The organism is Pseudoalteromonas sp. 2CM32C (genome assembly GCF_023161925.1).
Taxonomy (GTDB): Bacteria; Pseudomonadota; Gammaproteobacteria; order Enterobacterales; family Alteromonadaceae; genus Pseudoalteromonas; species Pseudoalteromonas marina.
Window position 1 is genome coordinate 128,565 of sequence record NZ_JALNTI010000002.1, and the last position, 15,376, is coordinate 143,940.

12 protein-coding genes and 1 pseudogene are annotated in these 15,376 nt (G+C 38.5%); 7 read left to right on the forward strand and 6 right to left on the reverse strand.

All coding sequences use genetic code 11. The features are described 5' to 3' along the window. Positions 1-45 precede the first annotated feature (45 nt). Together MTF67_RS04460 and MTF67_RS04465 are read right to left on the reverse strand one after the other, a co-directional pair. Positions 46-924, reverse strand: coding sequence for a plasmid recombination protein (locus MTF67_RS04460; RefSeq protein ID WP_248518826.1), 879 nt, complete (start codon positions 922-924; stop codon positions 46-48). A gap of 290 nt (positions 925-1,214) precedes the next feature. After that, a complete protein-coding gene (locus tag MTF67_RS04465) occupies positions 1,215-2,426 on the reverse strand; it encodes a site-specific integrase (RefSeq protein ID WP_248518827.1) in 1,212 nt (403 codons plus the stop codon). Between the two features lie 96 nt (positions 2,427-2,522). Between MTF67_RS04465 and MTF67_RS04470 the strand changes: the two are divergent. From MTF67_RS04470 to MTF67_RS04490, 5 genes and pseudogenes are all read left to right on the forward strand, one after another. Continuing rightward, positions 2,523-2,747: pseudogene (locus MTF67_RS04470) on the forward strand (DUF4288 domain-containing protein); the annotation flags it as partial. A gap of 217 nt (positions 2,748-2,964) precedes the next feature. Then, positions 2,965-3,264 (forward strand): hypothetical protein, encoded by a 300-nt coding sequence (locus MTF67_RS04475; protein ID WP_248518828.1) that lies wholly within the window; start codon positions 2,965-2,967, stop codon positions 3,262-3,264. 128 nt (positions 3,265-3,392) lie between these two features. Then, entirely contained in the window at positions 3,393-3,602 is a 210-nt protein-coding gene (locus MTF67_RS04480; RefSeq protein ID WP_004586969.1) for a hypothetical protein, read from the forward strand. Between the two features lie 117 nt (positions 3,603-3,719). After that, positions 3,720-5,129 (forward strand): serine hydrolase domain-containing protein, encoded by a 1,410-nt coding sequence (locus MTF67_RS04485; protein WP_248518829.1) that lies wholly within the window; start codon positions 3,720-3,722, stop codon positions 5,127-5,129. A gap of 566 nt (positions 5,130-5,695) precedes the next feature. Beyond that, the gene (locus MTF67_RS04490; RefSeq protein ID WP_248518830.1) at positions 5,696-6,130 is read left to right on the forward strand and encodes a potassium channel family protein; all 435 of its coding nucleotides are present in this window, start codon (positions 5,696-5,698) and stop codon (positions 6,128-6,130) included. A 131-nt stretch (positions 6,131-6,261) separates the two neighbouring features. On the opposite strand, the gene MTF67_RS04495 is transcribed toward MTF67_RS04490, so the two are convergent. Continuing rightward, positions 6,262-7,845, reverse strand: coding sequence for a sulfotransferase (locus tag MTF67_RS04495; protein WP_248518831.1), 1,584 nt, complete (start codon positions 7,843-7,845; stop codon positions 6,262-6,264). Between the two features lie 92 nt (positions 7,846-7,937). Beyond that, the gene (locus MTF67_RS04500; protein WP_248518832.1) at positions 7,938-10,352 is read right to left on the reverse strand and encodes a TonB-dependent receptor; all 2,415 of its coding nucleotides are present in this window, start codon (positions 10,350-10,352) and stop codon (positions 7,938-7,940) included. A 466-nt stretch (positions 10,353-10,818) separates the two neighbouring features. Here MTF67_RS04500 and MTF67_RS04505 point away from each other — a divergent pair, with 466 nt between their 5' ends. Together MTF67_RS04505 and MTF67_RS04510 are read left to right on the forward strand one after the other, a co-directional pair. Continuing rightward, positions 10,819-11,913: an NADH:flavin oxidoreductase/NADH oxidase gene (locus tag MTF67_RS04505; RefSeq protein ID WP_248518833.1), complete on the forward strand. Its 1,095-nt coding sequence runs from the start codon at positions 10,819-10,821 to the stop codon at positions 11,911-11,913. Positions 11,914-11,968: 55 nt separating this feature from the next. Beyond that, entirely contained in the window at positions 11,969-13,171 is a 1,203-nt protein-coding gene (locus MTF67_RS04510) for an MFS transporter (protein WP_248518834.1), read from the forward strand. A 37-nt stretch (positions 13,172-13,208) separates the two neighbouring features. On the opposite strand, the gene MTF67_RS04515 is transcribed toward MTF67_RS04510, so the two are convergent. Beyond that, positions 13,209-14,066 carry a DMT family transporter gene (locus tag MTF67_RS04515; RefSeq protein WP_138739589.1) on the reverse strand — a complete coding sequence of 286 codons (858 nt, stop codon included), beginning with the start codon at positions 14,064-14,066 and terminating at the stop codon, positions 13,209-13,211. Positions 14,067-14,272: 206 nt separating this feature from the next. Next, the gene (locus tag MTF67_RS04520) at positions 14,273-15,016 is read right to left on the reverse strand and encodes a FadR/GntR family transcriptional regulator (protein ID WP_006791608.1); all 744 of its coding nucleotides are present in this window, start codon (positions 15,014-15,016) and stop codon (positions 14,273-14,275) included. Between the last annotated feature and the right edge of the window lie 360 nt (positions 15,017-15,376).

Sequence of the window (15,376 nt, forward strand, 5' to 3'; positions counted from 1 at the left end):
TATCTTTTAATTTTTCAGCTCCTGACAATTTCATTATTTTTAAAGTTAAACCCGGGTTTTTTCATGAAAATATAAAACAAAACTTTTTATTTTTTCAGCATAAAAAGCTAAGTTATCAAATCGGTTTAAATCGTTTTGATGCTCTATTATTTGATCAAGAAGGTTATTTTTCTCTTGCAAATTTTTAGAATGATTTTCAACCAACTCATTTGTTCTTAATTCTAACTCTCGAACAAAATCAGCCTTGTTTTTATGATCTTTTTTGCTCGTTTGTTTCTTCTCTCCTCGATCAAAACCAAACTTTTTAAAATGCTTATGTAATAAGTCTTGTGAGTTCTCCCAATCCTTTTTTCTCATATTGCGTAAACAAGATTTATTTTGTTCAAAATCATAATTTAAAAATACAGCGTGAGCGTGAACATTTTTTTTAATATATTCAGTTGTAAAATCTTCATCTGGATTATCAAGAGCAACATATTTTTTTTGTTCTTCAGTATCTAATCTTTCATATTTATCAAAATCAATTGTTGTTCCTTCGTCCAAATGAAACTCAAAGCCGATAGGTTCAAAACCATAAAGATTTTTATACTCATTCATAAAGTTTTTTGTGGCTTGTTCTATCTCGTTTTTTTTACCATCATTTAGGCACTTTTCAAACTGCACAGAGTCAAAAATTAAAACACTATCAATGAACGTATTACTATTTTTTTGAAGAGCTAAATTATTAGCTTTTTTGGCTTGTTCAAGTTTGTTTTGATAGTGACTTTTTAAATTACAATTCCCAAATGAAAAACCAAAGTTATTTTTAGTTAAACATTCAATGGCATTAACGTTTATAGTCATATTTCGTAATACGTGATCAATCTCTCCTATGTTGCTATTTTTATAATATTTTGTATTTACAGCACAATATTTTTTGCCCATTTCTTAAGCTCCTTTTATATACAATGAACCATATAAAAAAAGCTAATCAAGGGCTGATGAAGAAGGCTGTGGAATAATGGCTAGAACTGCATAAAAATAAAATTATAAGGCTGATAAAAAGAGCTGTGCAAAACACTGTTTTAGCACACTAAAACAGGCTCCGCCTGTGTGTGCTCTTCGAGGACAGGGGAAACCCCAGACCCGTTTGCTACGCATCACCCGTTGCACTCTCGCAAGCTCACAAGAAAAATTAAAAATTAGGGGCGAGAGGTTAATATCAAAATGTCAGACTAAAATATAACTTCGTGTTGTTTACTTGTTAGTTTGTCGATGTTCTCTTGCGTGCCTATTTTGTGATGGTCATAATGCTTATGTATCATTTCAACCGAACTCCCAACATATTTAGCAAGGACATAAGCATCAACTCCACCTTGAAGCTTTGTAGTTATATAGAAATGCCTACAAGAATATAATGTGTAATGACTTTTAATAATATTATTAGCTTTTAGGTGTTTAATAAAAAGTCCAAACACTCGAATATAGCAAGGGATCTTAATATCTGACGCTTCATCGTCATCATTACTTGAAACTTCATTTTCAATAAACGAAGCTTCAAGTATTAGTCTATTAATACTCATAAAGTTTTTAATGTTTATATCTTTTTCTGGGTTTTGGATTTGAGCAATAGCACATAAAGCATCAAATGCTTTTCTACTTAAAGCAATTGTCCTGTCTCTGGAATAGCCCTTTGTTTTTCCTTTAGTAATTGTTAAAAGGTGATTTAAACCATCTTTTTCAATATCACTAAACATTAGGTTTTTAATTTCTTCACCTGCACGAATACCTGTCTCACAAAGGAAAATAAAGTAATGATATAAAGTTTGACGATACTCTTTCGTTTTAAAGTTTGGTTTACCAAGGTTGTGAAACTCTTGTAGTTCATTGATTATTTTTTTATGATCCGAAACTGTAAAAGCTTCACGGTTCTCAACTTTATTACTTTCAACTTTTGGCAACGTTGGGAGTTCTGATTTTTTCATATGCTCTTCCTCTTCTAAAAATTGAAATAGTTTTTTAAAACAAGTGGTATTAATTCTTTTTCTGGTCAACGATAGATTTAAACTTTCAAAATATAATCTAATATTTTTTGATGTTAGATCTTTAATCGTTTTATTTTTGAAATAAGGAGTTATAAAATTATGGATCACTAGACGATAATCATCATATATCGTTTTTTGAACTTTAATATTATCTAGCTCTTTTATGACTTCCTGAAAAGCCTGATTGATAGTTAATTCTTTCGTTGCAAGTATTGGTAATCCTGCTAGTTTTTTACCCTCCATATCAAACTTAAAGCGCCAAGCGAGACTTTTAGCTTCGCTAATATCGGATACTGATAAGCTTCTTCTAATTTCTTTTTTATCTATTCTTAATCTGACATAATAGCTTTTAGTATGTTTCTGGCGATAAATAGCCAGTCCTTTATCTAGATTTTCATACATAATAAGACCTATTGTTGTATAGAATGTTGTATAAGTATTGTATGGTAAGTTATTGAAAATTAAAGTCTTTATGTACATACAGTTAATTCAAAATCGGAAGCATATGAGAAGGTCGAGAAAATTGGTCGAAAGCATGACTATCCGTACAAAGGTGGCCCCGAAGATGTTGATGTGAAATGGGAGTTCATTGGTGTTACACAGGTTCTAGCGATTTACGAAGAAATTGGAGATGGGGGCGAAATTTTATGGTCGGAATCTACCCGTAAACTCAAGAATCTAAAATCAAATATTCTTAGTAAAAGTCAATGTTTGGAGTGGTAACACTTAACAAATTGCTCCAGTTGACGTATCGGTCTACGCTCCTTTTTGTGCATTCGCGGTGCTCATTTTCGCACAAAAATCAACTACAACCGCTGCGCAACTGAGCAAGGCGTTATATTTCAAGGAGCAATTGATGCTCAAATACTTTTTTGGACTTCTAATTTCACTATCATTTGGCGCCCAAGCAGGGTGTAGTATTTCAGATTAAATGAGAGAAATGTATAACGCCAAGTACGCAGAGCAAATATCAATGGATGTAAAACTATCTGAGCATAACTACACAGTGTTGATTTCAGCCCCAAAAGCACTTAACTCTGAGCCGTTTCAAGGTTTCCACTTAGTCGCTGACAGTTTTAACGAACCAACGTTTGCGGCAGCCCTAGAAAGTTTTGAAGAAGGAAGTGAATTTAAAACTTGGTTTGACATCGACGCAGGCTTAGTTCGAAAACACTTGATAGTCGTTACATTCGGTGATGATTGTGGCTTTGATGTCACCAAGGAAGTCTTTTACCAATGAAATATAACAAACAAATTATGGCACTCGCTGGCGCTCGTTGGGACGCAAACACGTGTGCGGCTTCGCCATTTTTGCACACGTGTTTGCGTCCCATATTTGGAAGTTATGTGTACAAGGACAATTGAGCATTGGAAAACACTCCAGAATATCCTATTTGCATCGTTTATGAGGACGAAACAGAAAATGTTGTGTTAGCTAACGCAATGGAGGTTATGACTCACCTCGAATGGTTTGACTCTGATGATCCTGAATCTTGTGCTCAAGTAACAGATGCAAAAAATAAAGCTGTTAGCCTTAAAGTTGAAGCTCTGGAAATTATAGAGCTAAAGTACACATAACAAGGCAAATTAAAAAGGGCGGACAAAAACCAGTTGGCTTTGTTCGTGCCTCACAAGCTATAGCCAACTAATTTTTGCCGTTTATTTGCGGCGTTATGACAGAAAGGATTCCGCCAAATGGTTCAAAATTTAGTTTTAATCTTTCTTTTATTCTTTGCCAGCTATTCACTGGCTTTGGACAGTGGGGATATAAAGCAAGATAAATCTGTTAGTCTCGCAACGATTGCAGACAGCATCGCCATGCAATACCAGCAGATGGGCTGGTTTTCCGGCGCATTACTGATAACTAAAGATAATGAGGTGGAGTTTGCGTCATCTTATGGCTTTCAGAATGTCGAAGAAAAAATAAAGAACAGCATTCAAAGTCGCTTTAATCTTGGCTCAATCATGAAAGACTTTACCAAGGTCTTGATCTTGCAACAGGTTGAGGCTGGCAAATTAAAGTTAAGTGATAAACTAGTTACCTTCGAGTTGGGGTTCAAACAACCTGATGCTTATAAAATCACGATTGAGCACCTACTAAATCATAGTGCAGGCTTTGCTGATATCTTTGTGGCCGAATATCGTCAGAATCAACTTGCATTTGATACTCTAAACAAGAAAATAAAGATATTGATAAATAACCCCCTTTTATATACACCTGGAACTGATCGAAAATATTCAAATTATGGGTATGTGGTATTAGGAGTGATTCTTGAGAAAGTAACTGGAAAGCCTTTCGAAGAACTACTCAAAAACAATATCTTCAATCGGGTTCAGATGTCTTCAACGACCTTCAGGCCGGTTAATTCTCATGAATATCAGTCAGTCCGATATACATTCCAGTACAATGGTAATTTGAGGAAGGTCGGTATTAATGAACACCCTAGTCCCGATGGCGGCATTGAATCGACTGTTGTGGATGTGCAGCGATTTTATCGAGCGTTATTCTATAGCAATAAGTTATTAAAAAACTCAGACGCGATTAATCGCCACCTATTTGCAATGGACGGCTCCCATTGGGGCGCATATGGAGGTGGTCAGGGCGTCAGTGCAGCCGCGGAAGTAGATTTGGACACTAGCTATGAAATAGTTGTTCTGGCAAACACTGATCACTTAGTTGCCGAACGCATTTCTGGTCGAATACACTCTTACATCAAAAATGGTGAGTATCAATCAATTAGACAATTGGAAAAAAACTTTGCCTTTAAGTACTATCAATCAAAAGGAAAACAACAATTCTATAAACACTTCAAACAGGTTTATAAAGACAATGGTTACAGTCGATTCATCGGCAGAACAATTAATGAAGTAGGAATGGAACTACTTAGTACAAAATCATGGACCGAAGCATTTGATATGTTCGAATATTTAGTTTCATTGTTTCCCAGTGCACCGCAGGCCTACGACAGTTTGGCATTCGCCTATTTATCGAAAGGAGATAGCGAGGCTGCGAAAAGTACTTTTAGCAAATCTTTAACTATTGATGGTAGTTTTAAAAGTGATTACGTGAGTGATAATTACGGTCATAACAATATGCTCAAGTGATGACAGGCTATCGCCAGCCGCTTAGTTTTGCGTTATGTGCCATGAGTAACAGAAAGTTTAGTCTCCTGTTTAGAGTCTTACTTATGCTTCTAGTCATTTTAGGAAGTAAGCGGGGTCAAATTTTGACTTCAGACATTAAAGCCTTCGATGTCTGCTCATGGCACTTTGCAGATTAAACCTAATCTATCGAGTTAAATGAAAATTTAACGGAATATGAGTCAGGTGAGTTAAAGCAAGTACAGGCATAACTATCTGTAGTTTTATTAAATTGATGATTTACGCCAAACATTTTTGTTATTGCTTTCCCGGTGATTACTTAGCGGTTTAGTGATGTTTACGGTTACTGCATTTCCTTTTGGTTTTAAGTGTTTATTTCTGTTTTTATTTACCTAAATATTGTCTTACTTAGGTTTTGGCTGAGTTTTAGCACGGTAGTAATAGCAGTAATAAACTGTTAAATAACGGTAGTAAAAATACTTTATTATAGTGAATGTAGGTTCCTACCCTGTTGTGAATTTTATGTATAATGTTACTTAAAATATAAGGATTTAAGCAGTGGGATCAAAATGCTAATACAGCTTATTATTGGAACATTTGTTATTTGTGGCACGGTGCTAATACAAGCAATGTTTATTGGTGTTTTGTCTAAAGTGCTGGCTAATATTAACGATTGGTTACTAAATGGCTCAAAAACTCTAAAGATGATTTTAGTCGTCACGGCAATGGTAATTTGGTTGGTAGGAGGCTTAACGGCGAGTGCGTGGTTATGGGCTGCTATATTTTTAATTTTTGATGTTTTTAACGAATTAGAGTCCGCACTTTACTTTTCGGTTGTTACCTTTACAACACTTGGTTATGGCGACGTTGTGTTGGGCACTCAATGGAGGCTGCTTGGCAGTTTAACGGCTGTTAATGGGTTAATAATTGTAGGGCTTAATACGGCTTTTTTAATGGAAGCTATTTCTCAAATAAGAAAAGTTCAATCTAAAAAGCCAAGTTAAATGCTCTCTATTGCAATATATAAAAACTCTCTAGTTAAAGCTGGGAAGTTTATTGTGTTATGAATTTATAAACCTAAGCTTTAACTTTGGCTTATAAATTCACTTTTACTAAAGCAATGCATAATTAATGGCTATTGCAACGTAATTCCTTGCTCTAACAGGTATTTTTGAGCCTCATCAGTATGGGGTTTAAATGCTTTCCAGCGCCCAATGGCTTTGTTGTTTAGCGGTTGGCGTACCTGCACTTTACTGGCAGTAGATACCGGTGCAGTGTTTAAGTGAAAGTCTATACATTGTTCTTGCCATTCTAAATCACAAAAACTGACTAACTCTTTTATTTGCTGCTCGGGCTGTGCGACTAATTCTTCGTATTTCACAATTTTTATATTGCTGTGCACGGTGCTGAAGTGCTGCATGAGTGAGTAAAAGCGGCTATAAAATTTAGCAGTGTCGAGTAGGTCTAGCGAATACGCGTAGTAAGGGTTGTTAATGGTAAATAGCTGGCGGTAGTTACCAATACAGGTGTCCATTGGGTCGCGCAGCATACAAATAATTTTAGCGTTTGGCAGTGCTTTAGTGATTAAGTCTATATAAAAAAAGTTAAACGGGAGTTTATCTATAAAATGTTTATGGCTACCGGTAGTAACGCGGGTGGCGTTTAAATATGTTGAGCCAAGCTGATTAAAATCAAGCTCATACGCTTTAGTGAGTGTTTGTATGTCGAGCACGTTAGGTGTGGGTGTGTTGCTTAATCTTTTTACACTTAGGCCGAAGTCTTGTAGTTCACCAGCCGATTGCACGTCGCTATGGCTCGATAATATTCTCTCAACTAATGTGGTGCCAGAGCGGGGCATACCTAGTACAAAAATAGGCTCAGCAGTGGGATTACCCCCCGTTTGTGGAGCTTTGTGCTTAGCACTGAGTTGTTTAATGTGTTCAAACAATGCATTTGACGACGCGTTATCAAACGGGGTAAGCGCATGCTTTGCTGCTTTACCTTGTTTTAACGCGGTAAAGGCGTCAGAAAATGCGCCAATATCTTGGTATTCTTTTGCCAGTGCATGGCCTATGTGTAATTTAGCATCAGGGTGTGAAACCTGCTCAAACACTTGCTTTAACCGTGTAATATTATTTTTATGCTTTGTTACTTTAGTTAAATCACTGAGTGCAAAGTGGCTTTGATGATGAAGCGGGTTAAGTGCAATGGCATGTTCAAACGCGGTGTGTGCTTTGTCAAATAGGCCCAAAAACTTGGCGCTTACTGCAAAGTTGTAATAAAACTGGGGTTGAGGTTGTTGTTTGGCATTGGCTAATGTGAGTGCACATTCGAAATAATGTAAAGCGTGTTCGTGTAGGCCTGCTTGCGTAAGTGCAACGCCTAGAGTATCGGCGTCGAGTGCTTTTTTTATTTGTGTAATAGGTACCGACAGCGCTACATTCTTTGCTTTTTTTAAGTCACCGGTAAGCGCATAACATTTTGCCAGTTGAGCATTATATTCAATGCTAGAGCCAAGTGTTAAGGCTTTTTCGATTAGCTTGATGGCTTTAAAAATTTGTCCTACTTGCAAGTTAACCATTGCCAGTAAAAAATAGCCGTCGGCAAAGTCAGGTTTATGCGAAACCAGTTCTACTAAGTTTTTGTGGGCAAGTTGTACTTTGCCTTCGTTTAAATATTTAATGGCGCTTTGATGGAGTTGCTTTAAATTTGGCTGCATTTTTTAATTTGTATTGTTTGGTTACGCGTTAATAAAGAAAAAAGGCTCAAATAAATTTGAGCCTTTTGATTGTACTTAAACTTAGCGGTTAATTATATTTCAAACTTATAATTAAATTTAATACCTACCGTTAATGGACGGTTGATAAAGTAACCATAGTTACGTTGTATATCAGTTCTATTTGCGGAGGTAATATCGGCATCTGAACGGCGAACAGACGTAACGGCGTATTTATTAAATACGTTGTCTACGTAAACGGTCGCTGACCACTCATCGGCAGTTAGTTTAGCTGAAATGTTGCTTAAGCTATAACCTGGCAATGTTTCACCGTTATCGCGTAAACCAACACGAGATATTACATCGCTTTGTGCGGTAATACCGTAGTTAATATCAAGCGTTTTGTCGTTAAACACATCGGTTTGATAGTTTACACCCATTGAAAACTGGTGCTCAGACGAGCCTGGTAAACGGTCGCCATCTTCTGCACCATCTGTGCCGTCTGAATTAAATAAGAATGGTGCGTCTGATGTTAGCTCTGCTTTTGTGTATGCATATGTAGAATACACAGAGAATGAGTCAGATAAAATTGCACGCGACGATATTTCAATACCTTTCGCATTGGCTGAACCGGCATTAGACAAGTACGGTAGTTGGCCTACCTCAGTTGCACCGGCAACTTGTGCGTCGTCCCAATCTATATTAAATAATGCGGCGTTAAAGTGTAAACGGCTTCTTAACCATGTGCTTTTAAAACCAAGCTCGTAGTTAGTTGTTGTATCTGCATCGTAAAGCATTTCACTTGGGTTACCACAACCCGCTTGGTTAGCTGGTAATGGATCAGGACAAGGTGCTAAACCATTTGAACCACCAATTCTGAAGCCTTCACTTATTGTTGCGTAACCCATTACTGAATTAGTAAATTGATACTTGGCGTTAAATTTAAATAGGCTGCCGTTGTCGCTTGCTTCATTTTGTTCAAAGTTAAGTGTTACGTCGTCTGGGCCTGCGCCGCCGAATAAGGTATTAAATAATGGAAAATCGACCGCTGACTCAGATTCTACATCGTATTTGTAAAAACGAGCACCAACGGTAATATCGAGTTTGTCGGTAACTTGGTAACCAATTTCACCAAATAAAGCTGACTCTGTTATTTCAACGCGGTCAACTGAGTAGTACTCAAGTTGATCTGGACGAGATTGATCTGCGCCAAAATTTTCTACTGCAAAGTCGCCAAAGCCTGGCGTGTATTCTTGGCTAGACGCATCGCTTTCAATTTTGTTGTAAAAGCCACCTACAATCCAGTTAATGTCACTGTCGTTTTGTGATACTAAACGAATTTCTTGTGTGACCGTGTCTTGCTCTTCAATTTCACGTGTGAACGATGAAAACGCAGGAAATTCTTCGTAGCCGTAATCAAGGCGAATAAGTAAATCGGTTTGGTCACGTTGGCCGTCTGCATCAAAATTTGAAATACCTGTTGCCGATACTAATTCAGCAAAACCTAGGTCTGCTTTTAACTCTAAGCTTAGTAGTTGGTTTTCTTTTTCACGTGGTTCTTCGTAGCGATAACCTGACTCGTATTCACCAATTAAATCGCTAAGACCGTTATCGGCGCTTAATGTATTGTAATGAACAATTGAACGACCTTCGCTGTCTTGGTTTTGGTAAAAGTAGTTAAGTGTACCTTCAAATGTTTCGCTTGGTTTAAAGCGAACAGAAATACGCCCTGTAGTGGTTGATTCACCGTTGGCGTCTTCTACATTTTTAAGGTTGTTGTTAACTGCTGCGCTGTCGGTCCAATCTGGATCAGGTAACGATACGCCCGGCTCACGCACTACGTAACCATAGTCAATAAAACCTGGGTCTTCGTAAATGTTTAAACTAGCACGAACGGCAAGTGTGTCTTCAATTAATGGTAAGTTAAATATGAATCCACCTTCACCGCCAATAGAGTCGCTTTCTTGTGTTTGCGATACATTGCCGAATACTTCAAGTGATGTGAAATCAAGCTCAGGCTCTTTAAGCATGTAACGAATAGCACCACCTAATGTACCTGCACCGTACAGCGTACCTTGTGGCCCAATAAGAACCTCTACGCGCTCTACGTCGACTAGGCGCATATCAATGGCGACTGGGATCTCGTTAATGTAAGTTGCAACGGTGCCACCGTCTGATGATGGACCTGAAGAGTTTGTGTTTAAACCACGTACAATAATAGGTGAACCAGAACGACCACCTTGATCGGTAATTGTTAAACCAGGTACCCAACGTGCTACATCGGCGAGCTCGCTGATGTTTTGGTCTTTCATTATGTCGGCATCAAGCGCTGTAATGTTAAGCGGTGCGTTTTGCACTGAGCCGCTACGTCGTGTTGCTGTTACTTCAATAACTTCAAGTGATTTGTCTTTTGCGGCTTCTTGCTCTTGGGCAAACGCAGTATTTGGAAGTAAAAAAGCGCTAGATAGGGCGCCCGACATAGCCAAGGTTAACAAGCTTGGTTTAAACATAAAAATGATCCCTAGTTCAAAGATTTAACATAAGTAAAGTACAGTGAATATGATATCAGTCACAATCGAATCAGGGAATGTGTAAATTGAATTAAAATTCACTTTTTTAGAATAAAAAAGGGTTGGATGAGTGTGGTTTGTTGGGTTTGTTAAATTTATCACCCATTTATTATTAGCTTTACCCGTGTAAGGTACAATTTATGTACGGTTTTAATTTTTGTGAATATTTGAATGACTATTCATCCTTTTTTGCATGCTTGGATTTTGGTGGTGTTAATTTTTTGTAAGTTTATTTGGCTGGACAGGGAGCCATTTATTTTTTAGTAAGTTGTAGCGGTTTAAAAAAAGTTTTACCTCCCCATAACCTACTTTTAAATAAAGGTTTTTATATGACTAAATGGGCGAATGTGTTTATTAGTTCGTACATTCAATTTAATTTTTAATTCGTATGCATCAAGGATCTGTTATGAGCCAGCTTTTTTCGCCGTTATCTTTGGGTAAGCTCAGTTTACCTAACCGCATTATTATTGCACCTATGTGCCAATATTCAGCTATTAATGGTGAGGCAACTGATTGGCATACTATTCATTTAGGTCAACTGAGTTTAAGTGGAGCCGGTTTACTTATTATGGAAGCGACGGCTGTAAGCCCTGAGGGGCGAATAAGCTATGGTGATTTAGGTCTGTGGAATAATGAAACCCAAAAAGCATTAGGTAAAACTTTAAACGCGGTTAGGCAATATAGTGACATGCCTATAGGTATTCAGCTTGCGCATGCAGGGCGTAAAGCGTCAACCGGTAAACCGTGGGACGACGTAGGTGCTATTTCACCTAGCGATAAAAATGGTTGGCAAACTATCGCGCCATCATCACAGGCTTACGATGAGCATTCGTTTGAACCTGTTGCAATGAGTAAAGCAGATATAGCGCAATTAATTGCGGACTTTGCAAGCGCAGCTAAACGCGCCGACGAGCTAGGCCTTGATCTGATCGAATTACATGGTGCTCATGGGTATTTGCTTCACCAGTTTTTGTCGCCCATTTCAAATAAGCGTGACGATGAATATGGCGGAAACCTTACTAACAGAATGCGTATTGTATTGGAGGTATTTAAAGCAGTGCGCGCTGAGTTTAGTGTTAATAAACCAGTTGGTATTCGAATCTCAGCGACTGACTGGGTTGAAGGTGGTTGGGATTTAGAGCAATCAATAGCGCTTGCTAAAGCGCTTGATGAGCTTGGCTGTGATTTTATTCATGTAAGTACTGCGGGTTTAAGCCCTTTACAGCAAATACCTGTTGAGCCTTGCTTTCAGGTGCCTTTGGCTACTGCAATAAAACAGGCCGTTAATATGCCGGTTATTGCGGTGGGTTTAATTACCGAAGCGCAACAAGCAGAAAATATTTTAAGCGAGCACAAAGCGGATGCAGTGGCTTTAGCTAGAGGTATTTTATATAACCCACATTGGCCATGGCATGCAGCAGCTGAATTGGGTGCAACAGTTAACGCACCTAAGCAATATTTACGTTCAAGCCCGCACGGAAAGCCTTCGCCCATAAAGTGACCTAATAAAAAACCTCAGTCTCTTGAGGTTTTATTTAATTAATTTTGAGAATGCCATGTCTAATTTAAGCGCAGAGCCTGTGCAGATCAGCCGTACTCTTGTAAGCGTTATTGCACTATGTTGCGGCTTAATTGTTGCCAACATTTACTATGCACAACCTATTATAGAATTGTTAGCCCCGGATGTGGGTTTAAGTGCACACAGTGCCAGCTTTATTGTGTCTTTAACTCAAATTGGCTATGCCATTGGGTTATTTTTTTTAGTGCCGTTAGCCGACTTAGTTGAAAATAAACGGTTAATGTTAATTACTCTGTGTATTACATTTATTAGCTTAATTGGACTGGGGGTTGTTCAAACTCCAAATACAATGCTGTTTTTATGTTTGCTAGTGGGGGCAAGCTCGGTATCGGTGCAGGTACTTATTCCGTTGGCGGCGCATTTATCGTCAGACGAAAAGCGGGGGCAAGTTTTAGGTAATATTATGGCGGGGCTGTTGTTGGGTATTTTGCTAGCAAGACCAGTAGCCAGCATAATTGCTGATCATTTTGGCTGGCGTGCCGTGTTCTTTTTTGCCGCGGGATGCATGGTATTTATTGCTTTAGTTATTTACTTTGCTATACCCACAAGGTTGCCAACGCATAAAACACGTTACTTTGCTTTATTACGATCGTTAAAGTCGCTGGTAATAAGTCAACCTGTGCTTCGTCAACGTGCTTTTTACCAGGGGCTAATGTTTGCGTCATTTAGCTTGTTTTGGACGACAGTGCCTGTTGTGCTTGCCAGAGAATATGGTTTTTCGCAAACTCAAATAGCATTGTTTGCTTTAGTAGGCGCAGCCGGTGCTGTTGCAGCGCCTATTGTTGGGCGTTTAGCTGACAAAGGCTATACCTACGAAATGTCGTTATTAGCCAAAGTGATTGCATTATTGTGTTTTTTACCCAGCTTATTTGATTTACCAAACGGCATTATCATATTGGCGCTAACCGGTGTTTTAATTGATTTTGCAGTGCAAGCCAATATGGTACTTGGCCAACGGGTAATCTATTCGCTAGAGCCACAAAGTCGTGCTCGGCTTAACGCCATTTACATGACCAGTATATTTTTGGGCGGTGCTGTTGGGTCATTAATTGCTAGCTCATTATATGAGTTTGGCGGGTGGGAAAGTATAGCTTTAGTTGCGGCTGCAATGCCGCTTATTGCGTTAATAGGATTTGTTTATTCTGCTAAAAAAGAAAAACAAAAAGCACATACAGCTTAACAAAAAAGCCATCGTGGTTGATGGCTTTTGGTTTAGGCTACTTTTTTGATTCACCAGAAAAAGAGCTTCCTGCCGAGGCTATTATTACTAATAAAATGGCTAACCACTGCCAGAGTGTGAGTAGCTCGCCTAAAATAACAAAGGCAGCAAGTGATGCAATGGCAGGTTCAAGGCTCATCATTATGCTAAAGCCTTGAGAAGGCATATTACGCAGTGCCACCATTTCAAGCGTATAAGGTAACGCACTTGATAAAACTGCAATACCAATCCCCAGAGGAATAACTTCCCATGTGAATGCGCTCGCTTGCATAATGCCTCCGTAGGGCACAAGCACAATGGCCGCAACGGTCATACCTAGGGCAACCGTTGCACCACCTGAGCTTTGCATTCCGGTTTTTTTACCAAACAATATATAGCCAGCCCAACATGCACCTGCTGCTAAAGCTAAAATAACACCAACAGGATCTAAGCTCTCTTCACCGCTCATATCGGGCAATAAAAGTAATATACCGGCAATGGCGCAGGCAACCCAAAATAAATCGCGTTTACGGCGAGAGCTAAATAAAGCAACGGCAAGGGGGCCAGTAAACTCCAGTGCTACACCAATACCCAAGGGTATGCGCTCAATAGCGTAGTAAAACAGAATGTTCATTCCACCTAAGCTTAAACCATAAACCACAATAGCTAAGCGGTTTCCTCTGGCAGGTATATGTTTCCATGGTTTAAATACTAAACATAATATAAGTGCAGAAAAACCAAGCCTAAGCGCGGTCGTCCCTTCGGGGCCAACAATTGGGAATAGTTGCTTTGCAAACGACGCACCCGATTGAATGGTCATCATGGCAATTAATAAGCAAACAGTTGCTAATATGAAGTCTTTGGTACTTGATTGCATTGTTGTCCCTAATTTAAAGCACTGTTAATAGGGGTTAATAAATTTCCACTATTTAAGATGCAATGGCTATATTTTGTGGCGGGATAATATCTGCTTTTAGTACGATTGGTAAGTGTTTGCGATTAAAAAATAGGTGTGGCTGTTTAGAGTAAGATCTAATGAAGGGCAACATACTAGCAAACAGGTGTTTGTTAGTATGTTTAAACTTAGTGAGCGCTTTTATTAACGAGACCGTCTAAAGAGTAAAGACCGCGTTTTTCGTCATTTTTACGTTTTATTTCTTCAAGAGCACGCGCTTCTACAGCGTCAAACAATGCATTTATTAATCGGTTGAAGTGTTTATGCATGGCCGCACGGGCTGCACTTGCGTCATGTGCTTTTAATGCCGTGTAAATAGCGGTGTGCTCATCCATCACACATTCGTTGTTATTAGTACAAACACTACTGTAATCGGCAACAATTTGTGGGTTTTTTAATCGTAAATCCCACAAGTTAGAAACAGCAAATTCAAGCGCTTTATTGCGTGTTGCTCTGGCAATTATTTCATGGAATTCTCGGTCTGCTTGCTCTACATAAAGCCCTTTTTCCATTACTATTAGCGTTTGATTTAGCTGCTCAAGTTCTTCTTCTGTAATACTTTGAGCGGCAAGTGCTGCAATCTCGCCTTCGATGAGTGCGCGGGCCTGAGTTAATTCAAATGCGCTGATCTCTTTTGATTTTATAGAGGCATTTTTTTGTTCAACAACATAAACACCCGAACCGGTTTTAACTTCAACCCGTCCACGTACTTCTAATGCAATAATTGCTTCTCGAATTGTTGGGCGACTTACGTCAAACATTTCTGCAAGTTCACGCTCAGGAGGTAAACGACTCCCAGCAGTAAATTCGCCTTGATTTATTAAAGACTCTATTTTATCAACAATGCGCCAAAATAAGCGACGATTACCCATATTGTACCTTCATACCCTAAGGAATATTGACCATTTAGGTCTAAAAATTTATATCATTTATTAACCGACAAGGTTACCCCAAACCTCACTAATATGTCAAAATTCTAGCGCTATGATTTGGTTATAAAACAATATTGTTTGTTGGTTTGATTTGTGTAATACCAATTTAGTTTAAAATTAAACAATTGGCTAGCTTGATTGGTTATGTTTTTGTGTGTTAGTTTTGATTTACGCCGTTAAAATGAGCAATGGCTGTTTTCTAATTAAGATTGAGTAATAGCTCTATTGTCAGTCAGTATTTGGTAAATACTTTAGGTCATTATATCAAATTGATTGCCCACGGATGGGGATCGTTACTTA